This window comes from Blautia pseudococcoides (genome assembly GCF_001689125.2).
Classification (GTDB): domain Bacteria; phylum Bacillota; class Clostridia; order Lachnospirales; family Lachnospiraceae; genus Blautia; species Blautia pseudococcoides.
In genome coordinates this window covers 3,052,874-3,069,360 of sequence record NZ_CP015405.2, presented here as the reverse complement: position 1 = coordinate 3,069,360, position 16,487 = coordinate 3,052,874, and the positions used below count along the sequence as shown (strand labels likewise).

The window sequence follows — 16,487 nt, the reverse complement described above, 5'->3', positions numbered from 1 at the left end:
TTTTATCAGACTTTGATCCAGCCCATTGCCTCAGATACTGCGAAAATCAGAATCATGATCAGGCAGATAGGGGCGATCCATTTAAGCATGATCGTATAGAACTTTTTCATTTTAAAAGGCCCGTTCAGCTCCACTTCGTCATACACTGCCTTTGGCTTGATAAAGAAGCCGATGCTGATACAAGTCAGGATAGCCACTATCGGCATCAGCACACTGTTGCTCAGGAAGTCGAAGAAATCCAGAAGTCCCAGTCCGATGATCTGGATGAAATCCAGAGGTCCGAATCCGAGGGATACCAGTGCACCCAGAAGCAATACATATATGGTGACTGTGATCGTTGTTTTCTTTCTGCTCCAGCCCAGTTTGTCACGGATAATAGACACATTAGTTTCCATCAGTGAGATGGAGGATGTCAGTGCCGCGAACAGGACCAGAAGGAAGAAGACCGCACCAATGATGCCGCCCAGTGTCATATTGTCAAATACCTTTGGCAGAGTGATGAACATCAGGGATGGTCCCTTGCCCAGGGCCTCCTCGTTGCCGCCGGAGAATACAAATACGGACGGGATGATCATAAGGCCAGCCAGAAAAGCGATTCCGGTATCGAAGATCTCGATCTGACGGACAGATTTTTCCAGGCTGTTGTCCTTCTTCATATAGGAACCGTATGTGATCATAATACCCATTGCCAGTGACATAGAGTAGAACAGCTGTCCCATGGCAGCCAGCACAGTGGTTGCTGAGAAACGGCTGAAATCAGGCAGCAGATAATACTTTACACCTTCTGCGGCACCAGGTCTTGTGATACAGAAGATAGATATGCCCAGTGTAAGTACGATCAGTACCGGCATTAAAATCCTGCTGGCTTTTTCGATTCCTTTTTCCACGCCGGCGATCACGACGATGGAAGTCAGCAGAACGAAAACTGCAAACCACAGAACCGGTGAACCGGCCTGAGAAATAAAACCTGTAAAATAGTCATCTCCGGCAGCCGCAGATACGTTGCCGCTGACAAAGGTAATCAGGTATTTGATTACCCATCCGCCGATAACACAGTAATAGGGGGTGATGATAAAAGGAACGATACAGGCCAGATATCCAACGAAGCCAAATCGTTTGTCCAGCTTTCTGAAAGCACCTACTGCGCTGAGGCCTGTTTTTCTGCCTATGGCAATCTCTGTTATCATCAGGGTAAACCCAAGTGTTACGGCGAGAATTAGATAGACGAGTAAGAAAATACCGCCTCCGTATTTCGCTGCAAGGTACGGGAAGCGCCAGAGATTTCCAAGACCAACCGCGGAACCCGCAGCGGCAAGGACAAATCCCATCTTGTTAGAAAATGCTCCTCTTTTTTTCTCCATGATTCTCTCCCTTTTTTCGATGCTTTTCGCATCTTTTGTTGTATTGAAACATTATGCCATTTTTTCAGAAAAAAGACAAGAATTTTCTTGTAAAATTATAAATAAATTTATATTTTATACTTGACTCGATGAAATAGCTGTGTTAAACTTATCTAGTCTGAAGAAAAAGAAAGCAGAGTATCCACTCTCACCCTAGCACAATCGCGTGACTATGGTTAATATGGTAATAAACGAAGCGCCTTCAGCGTTTTCTTTATGCGGATATGTGGATAGTCGATTGTCGTCTATCCATTTTTTTCTTGTTTCTTTCAGGATGTTTTATGAGGTGGGGCCGCCTGACCGGCCAATAACAGAGTGTTTTATCAATATTATGGAGGTGCACTACAATTAGCGATTTAATGATCAATGAACAAATCAGAGACAAAGAGGTACGTCTGATCGGGGCGAACGGAGAACAGCTTGGAATCATGTCTGTCAGAGATGCGCAGAAACAGGCAATGGAGGCAGGGCTTGATCTTGTTAAGATTGCTCCGACTGCAAAACCACCCGTTTGCAAAATTATCGATTATGGTAAGTACAGGTACGAATTAGCCCAGAAAGAAAAGGAAGCTAAGAGGAAACAGAAAACCATAGAGATTAAGGAAGTGCGTTTGTCCCCTAATATTGAGGAAAACGACCTGAACACCAAGGTCAATAATGCCAGAAAGTTCTTATCTAAGGGAAACAAAGTCAAAGTGACCTTGCGTTTCCGCGGAAGAGAGATGGCACATATGTATAAGAGTAAACACATCCTTGATGAGTTTGCAGAGTCTGTAGCTGATATCGCGGTGATCGAGAAAGCACCCAAGGTGGAAGGCCGGACAATGACCATGTATTTGACAGAAAAACGTTAAACACGTTCACGAAAAGAGTCTAAGGAGGAATACAAACATGCCAAAAATGAAAACAACGAAAGCTGCTGCTAAGCGCTTCAAAAAAACAGGTACAGGATTATTAAAGAGAAACAAAGCCTATAAGAACCATATCTTAACAAAGAAATCTCAGAAGAGAAAGAGAAACCTGAGAAAAGCAGCTATCACAGATGCAAGCAATGTAAAAGCGATCAAGAAAATTTTACCATACATCTAATTACCGGATAGGTTCTAAAATAGGAGGAAATTCAGAATGGCAAGAATTAAAGGCGGATTAAACGCTAAGAAAAAACACAATAGAGTATTAAAGCTGGCGAAAGGCTACAGAGGAGCACGTTCCAAACAGTACAGAGTTGCAAAACAGTCTGTTATGAGAGCACTGGCTAGCTCCTATGCAGGAAGAAAGCAGAAAAAACGTCAGTTCAGACAGTTATGGATCGCACGTATCAACGCTGCAGCAAGAATGAATGGTCTGTCCTACAGCAAATTCATGTACGGCTTAAAGCTGGCTAACATTGACCTGAACAGAAAAGTTCTGGCTGATATGGCTATCAACGATGCAGAAGGCTTTGCAACACTGGCAGAGCTGGCTAAATCCAAAATCGCCTAACTCGTATGGAACATATGGCCGCTGCCCCAAGGTCTAATCCCGAGGCAGCGGTTTTTCTATGCGCTGAATGTACGCGCTGCACGGGCAGATGTGTGCCGGGTTTTTGTGTCTGTTATAAAAGAGGAGGAAAAGGGATGAAAGTCTACAAAAAAATCATGGATGTACTGGCTTCGGCTGAGAAGCTGATCCTGGCTGCATCCACACTGCTGATTCTGGTTCTGACTGTGGGAAATGTATTTTCCAGGAAAGTAATACACCGCTCCTGGTCATTTACGGAAGAGCTGGTCGTGGCAGTCTTTGTACTGATCACACTCATGGCAGCCGCTCTGGCCAGCCGGGAAGGAGAGCTGGTAAGCCTGACGCTGGTTACGGACAGGCTGCCGAAGAAGACAAAGAAACCCATGGTCATTCTTGTGACAGTGCTCTCTGTGGTATTTACAGTAATACTGTTTCGGTACGGTATGGACAAGGTGCTGACACAGCTTGCCAATGGAAAGAGGACCTATGTGCTGAACTGGCCGGAATGGATCTTCTGGTCTTTTGTACCTATTGGCGCAGTCTTCATGATCCTGCATTTTGTGGAATACTGTATTGATTTCTGCACGGATTTTAAATTTGTTAAGAGAAAGGGGGAGGCCTAAGTGGTAAGTGCGGTTTTATTTATTTCTTTTTTTATTTTCTTGATTCTCAATGTTCCGATCGCTATCTGTCTGGGCTTGTCCTCCGTGTGTGCTATCCTGTACTCAGGCACATCCCTGACGATCGTGGCTACCAATATGTATTCCGGTATCAGCAAATTCCTGCTGCTGGCGATCCCGTTTTTTGTCTTGTCGGGAAATATCATGGCCAAGGCCGGAATCTCCAAACGTCTTATTAAGTTTGTCAATACCTGTGTGGGACACAGAAGAGGCGGCATCGCTATTGTGTGCGTTATTGTAGCCTGTTTCTTCGGCGCTATTTCCGGTTCCGGTCCGGCTACGGTGGCGGCACTGGGCGCAGTTTTAATTCCAGCTATGGTGGAGGAGGGAGGGTTCTCCGCACCGTTTTCCACGGCTATGATGGCCACGTCCAGTTCTATAGCCATAGTCATACCGCCCAGTATTGCATTTGTGGTATATGCGTCCATCACCGGTGTGTCTATTGCGGATATGTTCGCAGGGGGGATTCTGCCGGGGATCCTCATGGGCCTTGCTCTGATTCTTGTCATCATGATCGAGGTCCGCAAAAAAGGCATACAGCCGACTACCCAAAAGGCGGGCTGGGGGGAGAGGCTCCGCGCGTTTGGTGATGCGTTCTGGGGCTTCTTGATGCCGGTCATCATTCTCGGCGGTATCTACGGCGGTATATTCACGCCCACGGAGGCGGCGGCTGTCTCTGTGGTATACGGCCTTTTTGTGGGTATGGTCATTTACAGGGAAGTAAAATTCAGGGATTTGATTGACATTTTCGTGGAATCAGCCAAGACTACCGGCGGTATCATGCTTATCGTGGCTTGTGCGTCCCTGTTTTCCTTTGTCTGCACAAAGTTCGGCATCTCCCAGGCGGCATCCGAGCTGCTGGGCAGTGTGGCTCACAATCAGTTTATTTTCCTTCTGATCGTGAACGTGATTTTCCTTATTGCGGGATGCTTTATTGACGCCAATTCCGCTATGTACATATTTATTCCCATTATGCTGCCGGTCTGCAAGGCTCTGGGATATGATCTGGTAGCCTTCGGTATACTGGCAACGGTCAATCTGGCTATCGGACAGGTAACCCCGCCTGTGGGTGTCAATCTGTTTGTGGCTATCAGTATTAAGATCAAAAAAGGACTGGAAGTCAGTCTGCAGCAGATCTCCAGGGCGGTTGTTCCTATGATAGCTGCCAGTGTAGCTGTGCTGCTGCTGGTCACATACATTCCGCAGATTTCTGTGTGTCTGCCGAAAGCGTTTGCCGGAAGCTCTTATACGGGAACCTCCAAGCTGAAGGACAATACAGGCAGCACAGTGGGAGACAACAGCTCTGAAGATTACAATGAAATGGGCGGCTACAGTGACTTGGGATGGGAAGAACAGACCTGGAACTTTGCCTGTTCTACCACAGAGACAAGCACATGGGCAAAAGCCGGGGAACAGTTCGGAAAGCTGATGGAAAAAGCAACAGGCGGAAAAGTACATGTGAATGTCTACGCAGCCGACCAGCTTACCAATGGAAACCAGTCAGAGGGCATCCAGGCTTTGATGAATGGCGACCCGGTACAGATATCCATGCATTCCAATCTGATCTATTCTGCTTTTGACCCGCGGTTTAATGTGGTATCCCTGCCCTTCATCTTTGATTCTGTGGAGGATGCGGATGCCAGGCTGGACGGTGAGGCAGGAGAGAAGCTGAATGCCCTTCTGGAGGAATACGGGCTGCACTGCATGGGTATGGCAGAGAACGGTTTCCGCCAGCTCACCAACTCTGTCAGGGAAGTGAAAACCGTGGATGATATGAAAAATCTGAAGATACGTGTGGCAGGTTCCAATCTGCTGATGGAATGCTACAAGAGATGGGGCGCTGACGCCACCAATATGAACTGGTCCGAGACCTACACTGCTCTGCAGCAGAACACTGTGGAGGGCCAGGAGAATCCGCTTCCGGCAATTGATGCGGCCAGTGTGCAGGAGGTGCAGAAATACTGCTCCATGTGGAATGCCAACTATGACTGCCTGTTCTTCTGTATCAACGAGGAACTGTACAACAGTCTGACACCCAAACAGCAGAAGGTAGTGGACGAGGCAGGCAGAAAGGCGGTTGATTATGAGCGCCATATTAACCGCTCCGGCGATGATGAGATCAAAGAGCGCTGGACAGAGCGAAACGGCGTGGAGATCACAGCGTATGAGGACCTTGATATTGATTCCTTTAAAAAAGCCGCAGCGGACATTCCGCAGTGGTATCAGGAGGAACTGGTAAGTGAAGGATATGATGAAGGGGAGGTGAAAGAGCTGATCGAAGCTTTTGCCGCCAAAACATCAGACGCCTATCAGGTGGAGGACAGGAGTGACCTTGCCTGGGAAGAGCAGACCTGGAACTTTGCCTGCTCCACCACAGAGACAAGCACCTGGGCCGAGGCGGGACGCAAATTTGGTGAAATGATGGAAGAGGCCACAGGCGGCAAGATCCATGTGAATGTCTACGCAGCCGACCAGCTCACCAATGGAAACCAGTCAGAGGGCATTCAAGCCCTGATGAACGGCGACCCGGTACAGATATCCATGCACTCCAACCTGATTTATTCTGCCTTTGACCCCCGCTTCAACGTGGTGTCCCTGCCCTTTCTCTTCGATTCTGTGGAGGATGCGGATGCCAAGCTGGACGGGGCAGCCGGTGAGAAGATGAAGGAAATCCTGGAGGGGTACGGTGTACATTGTATGGGCATGGCGGAGAACGGTTTCCGCCAGCTCACCAATTCTGTCAGGGAAGTAAAATCTGTGGATGATATGAAGAGCCTGAAAATCCGTGTGGCAGGTTCCAACCTGCTGATGGAGTGCTACAAGCGGTGGGGGGCTGACGCCACCAATATGAACTGGTCTGAGACTTACACAGCCCTGCAGCAGAACACGGTGGAGGGACAGGAAAATCCCCTTCCGGCCATCGACGCAGCCAGTGTCCAGGAGGTGCAGAAATACTGTTCCCTTTGGAACGCCAACTATGACTGCCTGTTCTTTGGCATCAACCGGGAAGTCTATGACAAACTGACTCCCGAGCAGCAGGAGGTTGTGGACGAGATCGGACAGAAGGCTGTCCGGTATGAGCGTGAGATCAACCGTGCCGGGGATGATGAGATCCTGAACCGCTGGCAGACAGAAAACGGTATGGATGTGACTGCTTATGATGATCTGGATATTGATTCCTTCAAAAAAGCAGTTGACGGGATTGATGAATGGTTTATCAAAGAACTGAAATCACAGGGATATGATGACGGCGAAGATTTAGTCAATGCTTTTAAATAACGAAGAATAAGAACTGCCGCTGGTGCCTGCATTCCGGAAAGGGAAGCCGCACCGGCGGCAGTTTTGCTCTGCTCATGAAATGGAAGAGATGCCGGCAGAGATATAATGTTTTACAGAATCAGCTTTACAGAGCAGCGGACTAGCAGCAGAGCTATGATAATATTAAATGCCATATAATATTTGTTGTACCATTTTTGAAAGATACTTCCGATCAAGGCCCAGACCAGATTTCCCGTGGCACCGAAAAATGTCAGGAAAAAAGCAAAGAAAATCAGCGCCGGGACACTGCTCTCGTATGGAAGAACATAGCTGCTCAGGGCAGAGATGCCGTACAGGATGACTTTCACATTGATAAACTGCAGCAGGAAACCCGAGACGAAGGAAGGGTCTTTTCCCGTGCCGTCATCAGCGCGCACAGGCTTTCTTTTGAGAACGGTAAATGCCAGATACAGGATATAAGCTGCGCCTATGTATTTCAGATAGGGAACCGCTCCGGGCAGTAGCCGGCCAAGCCCTACGCTGAAGACTGCACACAGAAGCATAATGGTCAAAAAACCGGTCCATATACCCGTGATCAGTTTCATACTCCGTTTCAGTCCGAATCGGCCGGTGGTACTCAGCAGCAGTACATTATTAGGTCCGGGCGACCAGCCTGTCACCAGAGCGTAGACAGCCAGTGAAGATAATACGTCAAATGTCATGTCAAAAATCCCTCCCTCGGCCTGGATAAACGCTTCTTTGGCCTTCATGAACGTGATAAAAATATTATTTGATATTTTATCATATTGACCTGGGAAGAGAAAGTCTTTTCCCCAAATTCTATACATATAAATAGAAGGAACAGTATGGCCGGAGTTGCAGTATGAGTAAAAATAAAATATGGCTCTGTCTGGCAGTCCTTCTGGTTCTGACAGCAGCGGCAGCACTGAAATACAGTACAGATTCTTTTTCAGAGCTGAATATACAGACAGTGGGGGAACTGTCGGATGAGGAGCACCCGAAAATCGCGCTGACTTTTGACGACGGTCCTCATCCGGTCTATACCCCAAAGCTTCTGGACGGTCTGAAAGAACGTGGTATCCATGCCACCTTTTTTTTGATTGGAAAAAATATAGAAGGAAATGAGGAGCTGGTCAACCGGATCCAGGAGGAGGGACATCTGATCGGCAGCCACACCTACAATCATGTGCAGCTTAATAAATTATCCGAAGCCAAGGCCAGAGATGAGGTGTTAAAAGGTTGCAATAAGATATATGAAACCACAGGCACCTATTCTTCCTTTGTCCGCCCGCCCTACGGTTCCTGGAAAAAGAACCTGGATTTCTGTATCACCATGATTCCTGTATCCTGGAATGTGGACTCTCTGGACTGGAAAACGCAAAATACTGAAAAAATTGTAAAAAGAGTAGTGAAAGATGTGGGGGAAGGTGATATTATTTTAATGCACGATATATTTGACACCTCTGTGGAAGCCGCCCTACAGATAGTGGATACGCTTACAGAGGAAGGGTACCAATTTGTGACAGTGGATGAACTGTTGCTGGAATAGGAGAAAATAATGGATTTATTTGATTATATGAAAGAACAGACTCTGGAGAATGAGTCTCCCCTGGCATCCAGGTTGCGCCCCACAACGCTGGAAGAGGTGGTGGGGCAGGAGCATATCATCGGTAAAGGGAAACTGCTTTACCGTGCCATCAAGGCGGACAAACTGGGAAGTGTACTTTTCTACGGACCTCCGGGTACGGGAAAGACTACACTGGCAAAGGTTATTGCCAACACCACCAGCGCCCAGTTCCAGCAGTTGAATGCAACGGTTGCCGGAAAAAAGGACATGGAGGAAGTAGTGAAAAAAGCCCAGGATTATCTGGGCATGTACGGGAAGAAAACCATTCTCTTTATTGATGAGATACACCGCTTCAATAAAGGACAGCAGGATTACCTTCTGCCTTTTGTGGAGGACGGGACGCTGATACTCATAGGCGCAACCACGGAAAATCCCTATTTTGAGGTCAACAGCGCCCTGATTTCCCGGTCTATTGTCTTTGAACTGAAGCCTTTGGAGCGTGAGGATATCAGCAGGCTTCTGATCCGGGCTGCCACAGATGTGGAGAAAGGGATGGGAAGCTATGACGTGGAGCTTACGGATGAGGCCAGGGAATTTCTGGCGGATATAGCGGGCGGGGACGCGCGTGCTGCCCTGAATGCCCTGGAGCTGGCTGTGCTGACCACCGAAAAGGCAGCAGACGGAAAGATACATGTGACCCTTGATGTGGCTTCCGAGTGTATCCAGAAGCGGGTGGTGCGCTATGACAAGACTGGGGACAACCACTATGACACGGTTTCCGCATTCATAAAAAGTATGCGTGGCTCTGACCCGGACGCGGCAGTCTATTACCTGGCTAAAATGCTGTACGCAGGGGAGGATATTAAATTCATTGCCAGGCGGATCATGATATGCGCTTCAGAGGACGTGGGAAATGCAGACCCCCAGGCACTGGTTGTGGCAGTGGCAGCATCCCAGGCCGTGGAACGTCTTGGGATGCCTGAGGCACAGATCACCCTCTCCCAGGCCGTGACTTATGTAGCCAGCGCACCGAAAAGCAATGCTGCCTGTATGGCGGTTTTCAATGCTGCTGAGTCCGTGAAGTCTGTACGCACAACTGTGCCCCCGCATCTCCAGGATTCCCATTACAAAGGGGCAGCCAAGCTGGGACACGGGATGGGATATAAATACGCCCATGATTATCCCAACCACTATGTGGAGCAGCAGTATCTTCCTACGGAGATACTGGGCAGCCGGTTTTACGAGCCTACGGAAAATGGATATGAAAAGAACATCAGGGATCATCTGGACAGGATCCGCAGAGGCCGGTGACGGGGCATACCTCAGGTTATAGCCTGGCGGACGCCGCGGGCACTGGTTCGGACCCGGAAAGAAAAGCCTTCCGGACATGCCCGGCGGGCATTGTGTAACTTATGGCACAGTCAATATGCCATAAGCCACGCAATGCTCACAGGAGCATATCCAGCAGGCTTTCATATACCTGTTTGCTTTTCTTTTTCCATGCCGCGCACAGAGCCTCTGCGGCTTCTTTTGTGGGCACGGTCAGTGTCATATCTATGAGAGGGATATCACGTTCCTTTGCCTGACAGCGGACAAGATAACCCTCCTTATCACTTTTGTAGTAGTCAGCCATGGCAGAGCGTTCCTCCTTCAGTTCCATGGAGTTCTCCTGGAAGAATTCCCTGATATCCTTTTTTATATCAGCGGAAACCTCCTCCCCAAAGTATTCCAATGTCTGATTCCCCGAATCTGTAATCTTCAGATAAGAGGCATTGCGCACAGTCTCGGAGCGCACCAGACCCGACTCGATCAGCTCAGAGATTGCCTGCTGGAGATGAAAGTAGTTGGTATATCCTTTGTCCAGTATAAATCCGGATATCTGGGCGTTGCTCAGTGGGAAATCCACTTTTTGCAGCATGTACAGTATTATCAGTTTGTATAAAGTGAGTGGTTCAGCCATAAAGAATCCTCCTTTTTCATGCCCTCTTGTGTACATTGGAATCTGTGTAAAGCCGTCCCTGGTAAGCGCCCCGGATCTTGCACTCATGATGCAGGGTGTTGAGGACGGTCTTCTTGGCGCTGCTCCAAAGCGGCGCTAAAAGAAGTTCTCTGGGCCCATCCCCGGTGAGTCTGTGAATGACAATGCGGGGGGACAGGTGTTCCAGGCAGGCAATGACAAGATCTATATATTCCTCCATTGTATAGACAGAGAATCTGCCGTCCTCATAATCCTTTGCCAAATCTGTGCCTTTCAGGACATGCAGAAGCTGCAGCTTGATTCCCTGGATATCCTGTGTATTCAGATAGGAGATGGTCTCCAGAATATCATCCTTAGTTTCACCGGGAAGTCCCAGAATGGTATGCACGATAACTTCCAGATTCCGTGCCCTCAGTCTTTGTACTGCATCCTCAAAAACTGAGAGGGGATATCCCCTTCGGATGTAAGCCGCAGTGCTGTCATGCATGGTCTGCAGTCCAAGCTCCACCCATACAGGCTTCTGCTCATTCAAACCAGCCAGCAGATCCAGCACATCCTCACCCAGACAGTCAGGCCGGGTCCCAATGGACAGTGCCACAATATCGGGATGGGAAACTGCCTCCGTAAAAATTTTCCGGAGATATTCCACAGGTGCGTAAGTGTTGGTGTACGCCTGAAAGTATGCAATAAAGTGGCCGGCATTCCTTTTGCTGCGTATTTTAGCAGCCTGTTCATCAATCTGCTGAGTGACAGGCAAATCCCTGTCGCCGGCAAAATCCCCGGAACCTCCTGCGCTGCAGAAGATACAGCCGCGGCTGTCCAGAGAACCGTCACGGTTAGGACAGGTCATCCCTCCGTTCAGAGCTACCTTATATATTTTCTCCGAAAACCATTCCTTCAGCATATGATCAAAAGAGTGATAGGGTTTTCCATTCCATGTATTCATATCCAGAGACCTTTCCGTTGTTAGCTGTAACAGTTCTATATTCTCACATTTACTGTTTGCTTTCTATTATCATACCAAAAGGAAAAATCTTTTACAAGTAAAAAAACAAACGTTCGGATTTAGGTATCTGATATCCCGCTCTAGTCTCATTTTCTTAAAATTTCCAAAGCCATTTGACAAAAAGTAGCAGGCATGTTATGTTTTTTTACGTGGATATGTTAAAATGCCGGGCAAAAGCAGACTGCCTCCGGACAGCCGCAGAGCCTGCACAAACATACCATTTATGATATTGTTATAGAAAGCAAAGAAAATGAGGTGGTTATCATTGAAGAAAAATAAATTTCGCCGTATCATCTGTGTTCTGGCCGCAGCCATCCTGACAGCCGCAGCCCTGACCGGATGCGGAACCAAAAAAGACTGTGAAGGGGAGGGAAAGATCACAACCATAGAAAAAGGCGTCCTGAAAGTAGGCATACATTTAGACGACGGTTCCATGGGTTATGTAGAAGAAAGCACAGCGAAACCAGCAGGCTTCGCCCCGGAGACAGCCGCCAAAATAGCAGAAAAACTGGGCCTGACCCTGGAAATCATAGACACAACAGAAGAAAACCTGTTAAATTCCTTAGATGCTGACCTATATGACTGCGTCATTACCGTAGGCACCACTGACTGGAACCGGGAACACTATTCCGCCACCAAACCCTACGCCGACGTCTCCGGCATCCAGGACAAGCTGGGCAAAAAAGCCGCTTACCCAAAACTTGCCATATTCGGCCCAAAAGGCAGCTGCCTAATCCCCGCCATCCAAAACCAGGCCCTGACCCCCCTGATAAAAGACGGCACCCTGACAGAAATCTCAAAAAAATACTTTGAAAAAGACATCATATTAAAATAACCGGACAAGACAGAACGCAGAGGACTGAATTCTGTCTTGTTTTTTGCCCTTTATCCCGCTTACAAAAGTGACATGCTTTTCACTTCCGGCAGAGAACGTCAGGGAGGAGGGGCGAACGTCTTAGCCGCAGTTATTGGTTAGCTCACAGGTTCTGGAACGTCGAGCAGCCGCAAATATCCACACCCCGCCCCTCCTCCAAAAAAACATTCACTTTTTTAAAAAAACATCTTGATTTTTCCCTCCGTCAATGGTAGCATAAGCATATAGTTTAATGGATAAACTAATTCCCAAGGAGGTCAATTCCCATGAAAATTTTAAACGTCAGGGATGCCCGGTTCAAGGCCTATGGTAAGGTCGTGGAAGGTCTTGATGTGAGCAGTCTTCTGAAAGCACTGGAGGAAACTCCGAAGCCGGACGATGTCATCTACGTTGCATCAGATGAGAAGCTGGAAGCCTGTGACTGTGCTGAGAAAATTGCTGATAGCCTGTTCGGCGGAATGCCCATTCAGATTGGCTACTGCAATGGCAGCAACTACCTGCTGAACGCTGTGGAATACCACAGAGACAGTGAAGTGAACGCAGCGCTGACAGACTTGATCCTGATTCTCGGAAAAGAGCAGGACATCGAAGCAGACAATACATATGACACATCGAAAATGGAAGCATTTTTAGTACCGGCAGGAACCGTGGTCGAAGTTTACGCCACCACCCTGCACTATGCCCCATGCAATGTAAACGGAAATAAATTCTGTACTGCAGTGATCCTTCCAAAGGGAACCAACACAGACGCGCCTGCTGTGCAGAACAACACCAGTGAAGATAAGCTCCTCTTTGCCAGAAACAAATGGCTGATCGCCCACAAGGACGCCAAGATCGAAGGCGCGTTCGAGGGACTGACCGGTGAGAATCTGTCCGTAAAAGACTGTTAATTTCGCTTCATCATAGGAGCAGGCAGCGAAGCGGATTACGAATATCCGTTTTGACTTGAAAGAAAAATCAATCAATATAAAATCAGGAGGATTAAGATTATGAATTTAACAAACATGCCGGAATTAAAACTGGGTATTGTGGCTGTAAGCCGTGACTGTTTCCCCATGTCTCTGTCTGAGAACAGAAGAAAAGCGGTAGCAGCCGCTTATAAGGGTGAAATCTATGAGTGTCCAACAGTTGTAGAGAGCGAGACTGACATGCAGAAAGCTTTAAAAGAGCTGCGTGAGGCCGGATGTAACGCACTTGTTGTATACCTGGGCAACTTCGGACCTGAGACGGAAGAGACTCTCCTGGTAAAATATTTCCACGGACCGTCTATGGTAGTGGCTGCTGCTGAGGAGAGAGGCGACAACCTGGTTCAGGGCCGCGGTGATGCATACTGCGGAATGCTGAACGCAAGCTATAACCTGAAACTGCGCAGCTTAAAAGCATATATTCCGGAATATCCGGTAGGAACTCCTGAAGAAGTGGCTGAGATGATTGCTGAGTTCGCACCTATCGCCCGTGCGCTGGTAGCTGTAAAAAACCTGAAGATCATCAGCTTCGGACCTCGTCCCACAAACTTCCTGGCATGTAACGCACCTATCAAACGTCTCTATGACCTGGGCGTAGAGATTGAAGAGAACTCTGAATTAGACCTGTTCGAGGCTTTCAACAACCACGCAGGGGACCCTAGAATCGCAGATGTTGTGAAAGAAATGGAAACAGAATTGGGCGAAGGCAACATGAAACCAGAGATTCTGCCTAAACTGGCTCAGTATGAGATCACGCTCCTTGACTGGGTTGAGGCTCACAAGGGCAGCAGAAAATACGTGACACTGACCACAAAATGCTGGCCTGCATTCCAGACTCAGTTTGGATTCGTGCCCTGCTATGTAAACAGCCGTCTGACAGGCCGCGGTATTCCCGTATCCTGTGAAGTAGATATCTGGGGAACTTTAAGCGAGTACCTGGGAACTGTTATCAGCCAGGATGCCGTTACTCTTCTGGACATCAACAATACCGTTCCGGCTGATATGTATGAGACAGAAATCAAAGAAAAATACAACTATACACATAAAGATACTTTTATGGGCTTCCACTGCGGCAACACAGCATCAGGAAAACTCTCCTTCTGCTCCATGAAATATCAGATGATTATGGCAAGAACTCTGCCGGAAGAAGTGACTCAGGGAACACTGGAAGGAGATATCATGCCTGGTGATATCACATTCTACCGTCTCCAGAGCACAGCAGACTGTAAACTGCGCGCTTATATCGCACAGGGCGAGGTTCTGCCGGTTGCAACCCGTTCCTTCGGAGCCATCGGTATCTTCGCAATTCCGGAGATGGGACGTTTCTACCGTCACGTGCTGGTAGAGAAGAATTACCCGCATCACGGCGCTGTAGCTTTCGGACATTTCGGAAAAGCACTGTATGAAGTATTCAAATACTTAGGCGTAGAAGTGGAAGAGATCAACTATAACCAGCCAAAGGGTGTTCTGTATCCAACAGAAAATCCATTTGCTTAAACCATAGAGCTATTTACTGACAAAATTCAGGAGGCTGCCCGAAAGAGCAGCCTCTAATAAGGAGAATATAGCATGTTATATATTGGCGTGGATTTAGGAACTTCTGCCGTAAAGCTGCTTTTGATGAACAGCGAAGGCAAAATAGAAAAGATTGTTTCCAGGGAATACCCCCTTTCCTTCCCCCATCCCGGCTGGTCTGAGCAGAAGCCGGAGGACTGGTGGAAAGAGAGCCTGGAAGGGATCAGGGAACTGACTGCAGACTGTGACAAGAGCCAGGTAGCAGGTATCAGTTTTGGCGGACAGATGCACGGTCTGGTTATTTTAGACGAGCAGGACAATGTCATCCGTCCCGCTATTCTGTGGAATGACGGAAGAACAGGCAGGGAGACAGAGTATCTGAACCAGGTGATCGGAAAGGATAAACTGTCCCGGTATACAGCAAACATTGCATTTGCCGGATTTACCGCACCTAAGATACTTTGGGTAAAAGAAAATGAACCGGAAAACTTTAATAAGATAAAAAAAATCATGCTTCCAAAAGATTATCTGGCATACAAACTGTCCGGTACACACTGCTGTGACATGTCAGATGCCTCCGGTATGCTGCTTCTGGATGTAAAGAACCGCTGCTGGTCAAAAGAGATGCTGGATATCTGCGGTATCACAGAAGAGCAGATGCCAAAGCTTTTTGAAAGCTATGAGACAGTAGGCACACTGAAGCCTGAACTTGCAAAGGACCTGGGTATCCCGGCTTCCTGTAAAATCGTGGCAGGGGCAGGCGACAATGCAGCCGCAGCGGTAGGTACAGGAACTGTAGGAGACGGCATGTGTAATATTTCTCTTGGGACCAGCGGTACCATCTTTATCTCCAGCAAAGAGTTCGGTGTGGACCCTAACAATGCCCTTCATGCCTTTGCCCATGCAGACGGATGTTATCACCTGATGGGCTGTATGCTCAGCGCCGCATCCTGCAACAAATGGTGGATGGATGAGATCATCGGAACCAAGGACTATGCAGAAGAGCAGGCAAAAATCCAGAAACTTGGCGAGAATAATGTATATTTCCTGCCATATCTGATGGGAGAGCGTTCTCCGCACAACAATCCAAATGCCAGAGGTACTTTCATTGGCCTTACCATGGACAGCACAAGAGCTGATATGACTCAGGCTGTACTGGAGGGGGTTGCTTTTGCCATCCGTGACTCTTTTGAAGTCGCAAAATCCCTTGGTATTAAAATTGAGCGCACAAAAATCTGCGGCGGCGGCGCAAAGAGTCCGCTGTGGAAAAAGATGATCGCCAATATTTTAAATATCAAGGTGGATGTCATCGAATCCGAGGAAGGCCCGGCTCTGGGCGGCGCCATGCTGGCCGCTGTGGCAAACGGGGAATTTACCTCTGTCCGGGATGCAGCCGCTAAGATCGTAAAGGTCACAGGCACCGTGGAGCCGGAACCGGAACTGGCAGCAAAATATGAGGAAAAATACCGTAAGTTTGCAAAGATTTACCCTACTGTAAAAGATCTTTTCAGTGAAATCATTTAGAAAGAACCGGTTAAAAAGCCAGGCGGACGGGAAACAGCCGTTTGGCGAGACACAGCGATAACTGCTGTCACAGGGCCTGACAAGTCCGTGACAGCAGTTTATTTTTGTCTCAAAATGCCTCCGCCTTTCCTCTGTATAGCAAACAGTCCTATAATTGTTGCTTTTCCACGGCAAAGTGTGATATACTGTCACAGTGTAA

Annotated in this window: 15 protein-coding genes; 11 read left to right on the top strand and 4 right to left on the bottom strand. The window is 48.0% G+C overall.

What is annotated here, in order from left to right; genetic code table 11:
• Nucleotides 1-5: 5 nt before the first annotated feature.
• Nucleotides 6-1,361, bottom strand: a complete 1,356-nt coding sequence (locus A4V09_RS14675; RefSeq protein WP_065543009.1) for a sodium-dependent transporter — start codon at nt 1,359-1,361, stop codon at nt 6-8.
• Nucleotides 1,362-1,759: 398 nt separating this feature from the next.
• On the opposite strand from A4V09_RS14675, the gene infC reads away from it, so the two are divergent.
• The 5 genes from infC to A4V09_RS14650 all read left to right on the top strand — a co-directional run bounded on the left by infC (nt 1,760) and on the right by A4V09_RS14650 (nt 6,859).
• On the top strand, nt 1,760-2,254 hold the full coding sequence (gene infC / locus A4V09_RS14670; RefSeq protein WP_065543008.1) for a translation initiation factor IF-3: 495 nt from the start codon (nt 1,760-1,762) through the stop codon (nt 2,252-2,254).
• Nucleotides 2,255-2,291: 37 nt separating this feature from the next.
• The gene (gene rpmI / locus A4V09_RS14665) at nt 2,292-2,489 is read left to right on the top strand and encodes a 50S ribosomal protein L35 (protein ID WP_065543007.1); all 198 of its coding nucleotides are present in this window, start codon (nt 2,292-2,294) and stop codon (nt 2,487-2,489) included.
• Nucleotides 2,490-2,525: 36 nt separating this feature from the next.
• Nucleotides 2,526-2,882, top strand: coding sequence for a 50S ribosomal protein L20 (gene rplT, locus A4V09_RS14660; protein WP_065543006.1), 357 nt, complete (start codon nt 2,526-2,528; stop codon nt 2,880-2,882).
• A 134-nt stretch (nt 2,883-3,016) separates the two neighbouring features.
• A complete protein-coding gene (locus A4V09_RS14655) occupies nt 3,017-3,523 on the top strand; it encodes a TRAP transporter small permease (RefSeq protein WP_065543005.1) in 507 nt (168 codons plus the stop codon).
• Nucleotides 3,524-6,859, top strand: a complete 3,336-nt coding sequence (locus tag A4V09_RS14650) for a TRAP transporter large permease subunit (protein ID WP_065543004.1) — start codon at nt 3,524-3,526, stop codon at nt 6,857-6,859. It begins immediately after the preceding gene.
• Nucleotides 6,860-6,969: 110 nt separating this feature from the next.
• On the opposite strand, the gene A4V09_RS14645 is transcribed toward A4V09_RS14650, so the two are convergent.
• Nucleotides 6,970-7,560 carry a LysE family transporter gene (locus A4V09_RS14645; protein WP_065544797.1) on the bottom strand — a complete coding sequence of 197 codons (591 nt, stop codon included), beginning with the start codon at nt 7,558-7,560 and terminating at the stop codon, nt 6,970-6,972.
• Between the two features lie 161 nt (nt 7,561-7,721).
• Between A4V09_RS14645 and A4V09_RS14640 the strand changes: the two genes are divergently transcribed.
• Together A4V09_RS14640 and A4V09_RS14635 are read left to right on the top strand one after the other, a co-directional pair.
• Nucleotides 7,722-8,408, top strand: coding sequence for a polysaccharide deacetylase family protein (locus A4V09_RS14640; RefSeq protein WP_089280619.1), 687 nt, complete (start codon nt 7,722-7,724; stop codon nt 8,406-8,408).
• Nucleotides 8,409-8,417: 9 nt separating this feature from the next.
• Nucleotides 8,418-9,737, top strand: a complete 1,320-nt coding sequence (locus A4V09_RS14635) for a replication-associated recombination protein A (RefSeq protein ID WP_065543003.1) — start codon at nt 8,418-8,420, stop codon at nt 9,735-9,737.
• Between the two features lie 136 nt (nt 9,738-9,873).
• On the opposite strand, the gene A4V09_RS14630 is transcribed toward A4V09_RS14635, so the two are convergent.
• Both A4V09_RS14630 and mnmL read right to left on the bottom strand, forming a co-directional pair.
• Entirely contained in the window at nt 9,874-10,386 is a 513-nt protein-coding gene (locus tag A4V09_RS14630; RefSeq protein ID WP_065543002.1) for a DUF4364 family protein, read from the bottom strand.
• A gap of 16 nt (nt 10,387-10,402) precedes the next feature.
• Nucleotides 10,403-11,350, bottom strand: a complete 948-nt coding sequence (gene mnmL, locus A4V09_RS14625) for a tRNA modification radical SAM protein MnmL/YtqA (protein ID WP_065543001.1) — start codon at nt 11,348-11,350, stop codon at nt 10,403-10,405.
• Between the two features lie 325 nt (nt 11,351-11,675).
• Between mnmL and A4V09_RS14620 the strand changes: the two genes are divergently transcribed.
• The 4 genes from A4V09_RS14620 to xylB all read left to right on the top strand — a co-directional run bounded on the left by A4V09_RS14620 (nt 11,676) and on the right by xylB (nt 16,288).
• Complete coding sequence (locus A4V09_RS14620) at nt 11,676-12,245, top strand: transporter substrate-binding domain-containing protein (protein ID WP_157766960.1); 570 nt, start codon at nt 11,676-11,678, stop codon at nt 12,243-12,245.
• A 305-nt stretch (nt 12,246-12,550) separates the two neighbouring features.
• Entirely contained in the window at nt 12,551-13,174 is a 624-nt protein-coding gene (locus A4V09_RS14615; protein WP_065542999.1) for a DUF4867 family protein, read from the top strand.
• Nucleotides 13,175-13,273: 99 nt separating this feature from the next.
• Nucleotides 13,274-14,746, top strand: coding sequence for an L-fucose/L-arabinose isomerase family protein (locus A4V09_RS14610; RefSeq protein ID WP_065542998.1), 1,473 nt, complete (start codon nt 13,274-13,276; stop codon nt 14,744-14,746).
• Nucleotides 14,747-14,818: 72 nt separating this feature from the next.
• Nucleotides 14,819-16,288, top strand: a complete 1,470-nt coding sequence (xylB, locus tag A4V09_RS14605) for a xylulokinase (protein WP_065542997.1) — start codon at nt 14,819-14,821, stop codon at nt 16,286-16,288.
• Nucleotides 16,289-16,487: the final 199 nt, after the last annotated feature.

Excerpts from the sequence above, each read along its gene's own strand:
- xylB (WP_065542997.1), top strand. The coding sequence starts at position 14,819 with ATGTTATATATTGGCGTGGATTTAGGAACTTCTGCCGTAAAGCTGCTT.
- A4V09_RS14655 (WP_065543005.1), top strand. The coding sequence starts at position 3,017 with ATGAAAGTCTACAAAAAAATCATGGATGTACTGGCTTCGGCTGAGAAG.
- A4V09_RS14645 (WP_065544797.1), bottom strand. The coding sequence starts at position 7,560 with ATGACATTTGACGTATTATCTTCACTGGCTGTCTACGCTCTGGTGACA.
- A4V09_RS14675 (WP_065543009.1), bottom strand. The coding sequence starts at position 1,361 with ATGGAGAAAAAAAGAGGAGCATTTTCTAACAAGATGGGATTTGTCCTT.
- A4V09_RS14630 (WP_065543002.1), bottom strand. The coding sequence starts at position 10,386 with ATGGCTGAACCACTCACTTTATACAAACTGATAATACTGTACATGCTG.
- infC (WP_065543008.1), top strand. The coding sequence starts at position 1,760 with ATGATCAATGAACAAATCAGAGACAAAGAGGTACGTCTGATCGGGGCG.
- A4V09_RS14635 (WP_065543003.1), top strand. The coding sequence starts at position 8,418 with ATGGATTTATTTGATTATATGAAAGAACAGACTCTGGAGAATGAGTCT.
- A4V09_RS14640 (WP_089280619.1), top strand. The coding sequence starts at position 7,722 with ATGAGTAAAAATAAAATATGGCTCTGTCTGGCAGTCCTTCTGGTTCTG.
- A4V09_RS14610 (WP_065542998.1), top strand. The coding sequence starts at position 13,274 with ATGAATTTAACAAACATGCCGGAATTAAAACTGGGTATTGTGGCTGTA.
- A4V09_RS14615 (WP_065542999.1), top strand. The coding sequence starts at position 12,551 with ATGAAAATTTTAAACGTCAGGGATGCCCGGTTCAAGGCCTATGGTAAG.
- mnmL (WP_065543001.1), bottom strand. The coding sequence starts at position 11,350 with ATGAATACATGGAATGGAAAACCCTATCACTCTTTTGATCATATGCTG.
- rpmI (WP_065543007.1), top strand. The coding sequence starts at position 2,292 with ATGCCAAAAATGAAAACAACGAAAGCTGCTGCTAAGCGCTTCAAAAAA.
- rplT (WP_065543006.1), top strand. The coding sequence starts at position 2,526 with ATGGCAAGAATTAAAGGCGGATTAAACGCTAAGAAAAAACACAATAGA.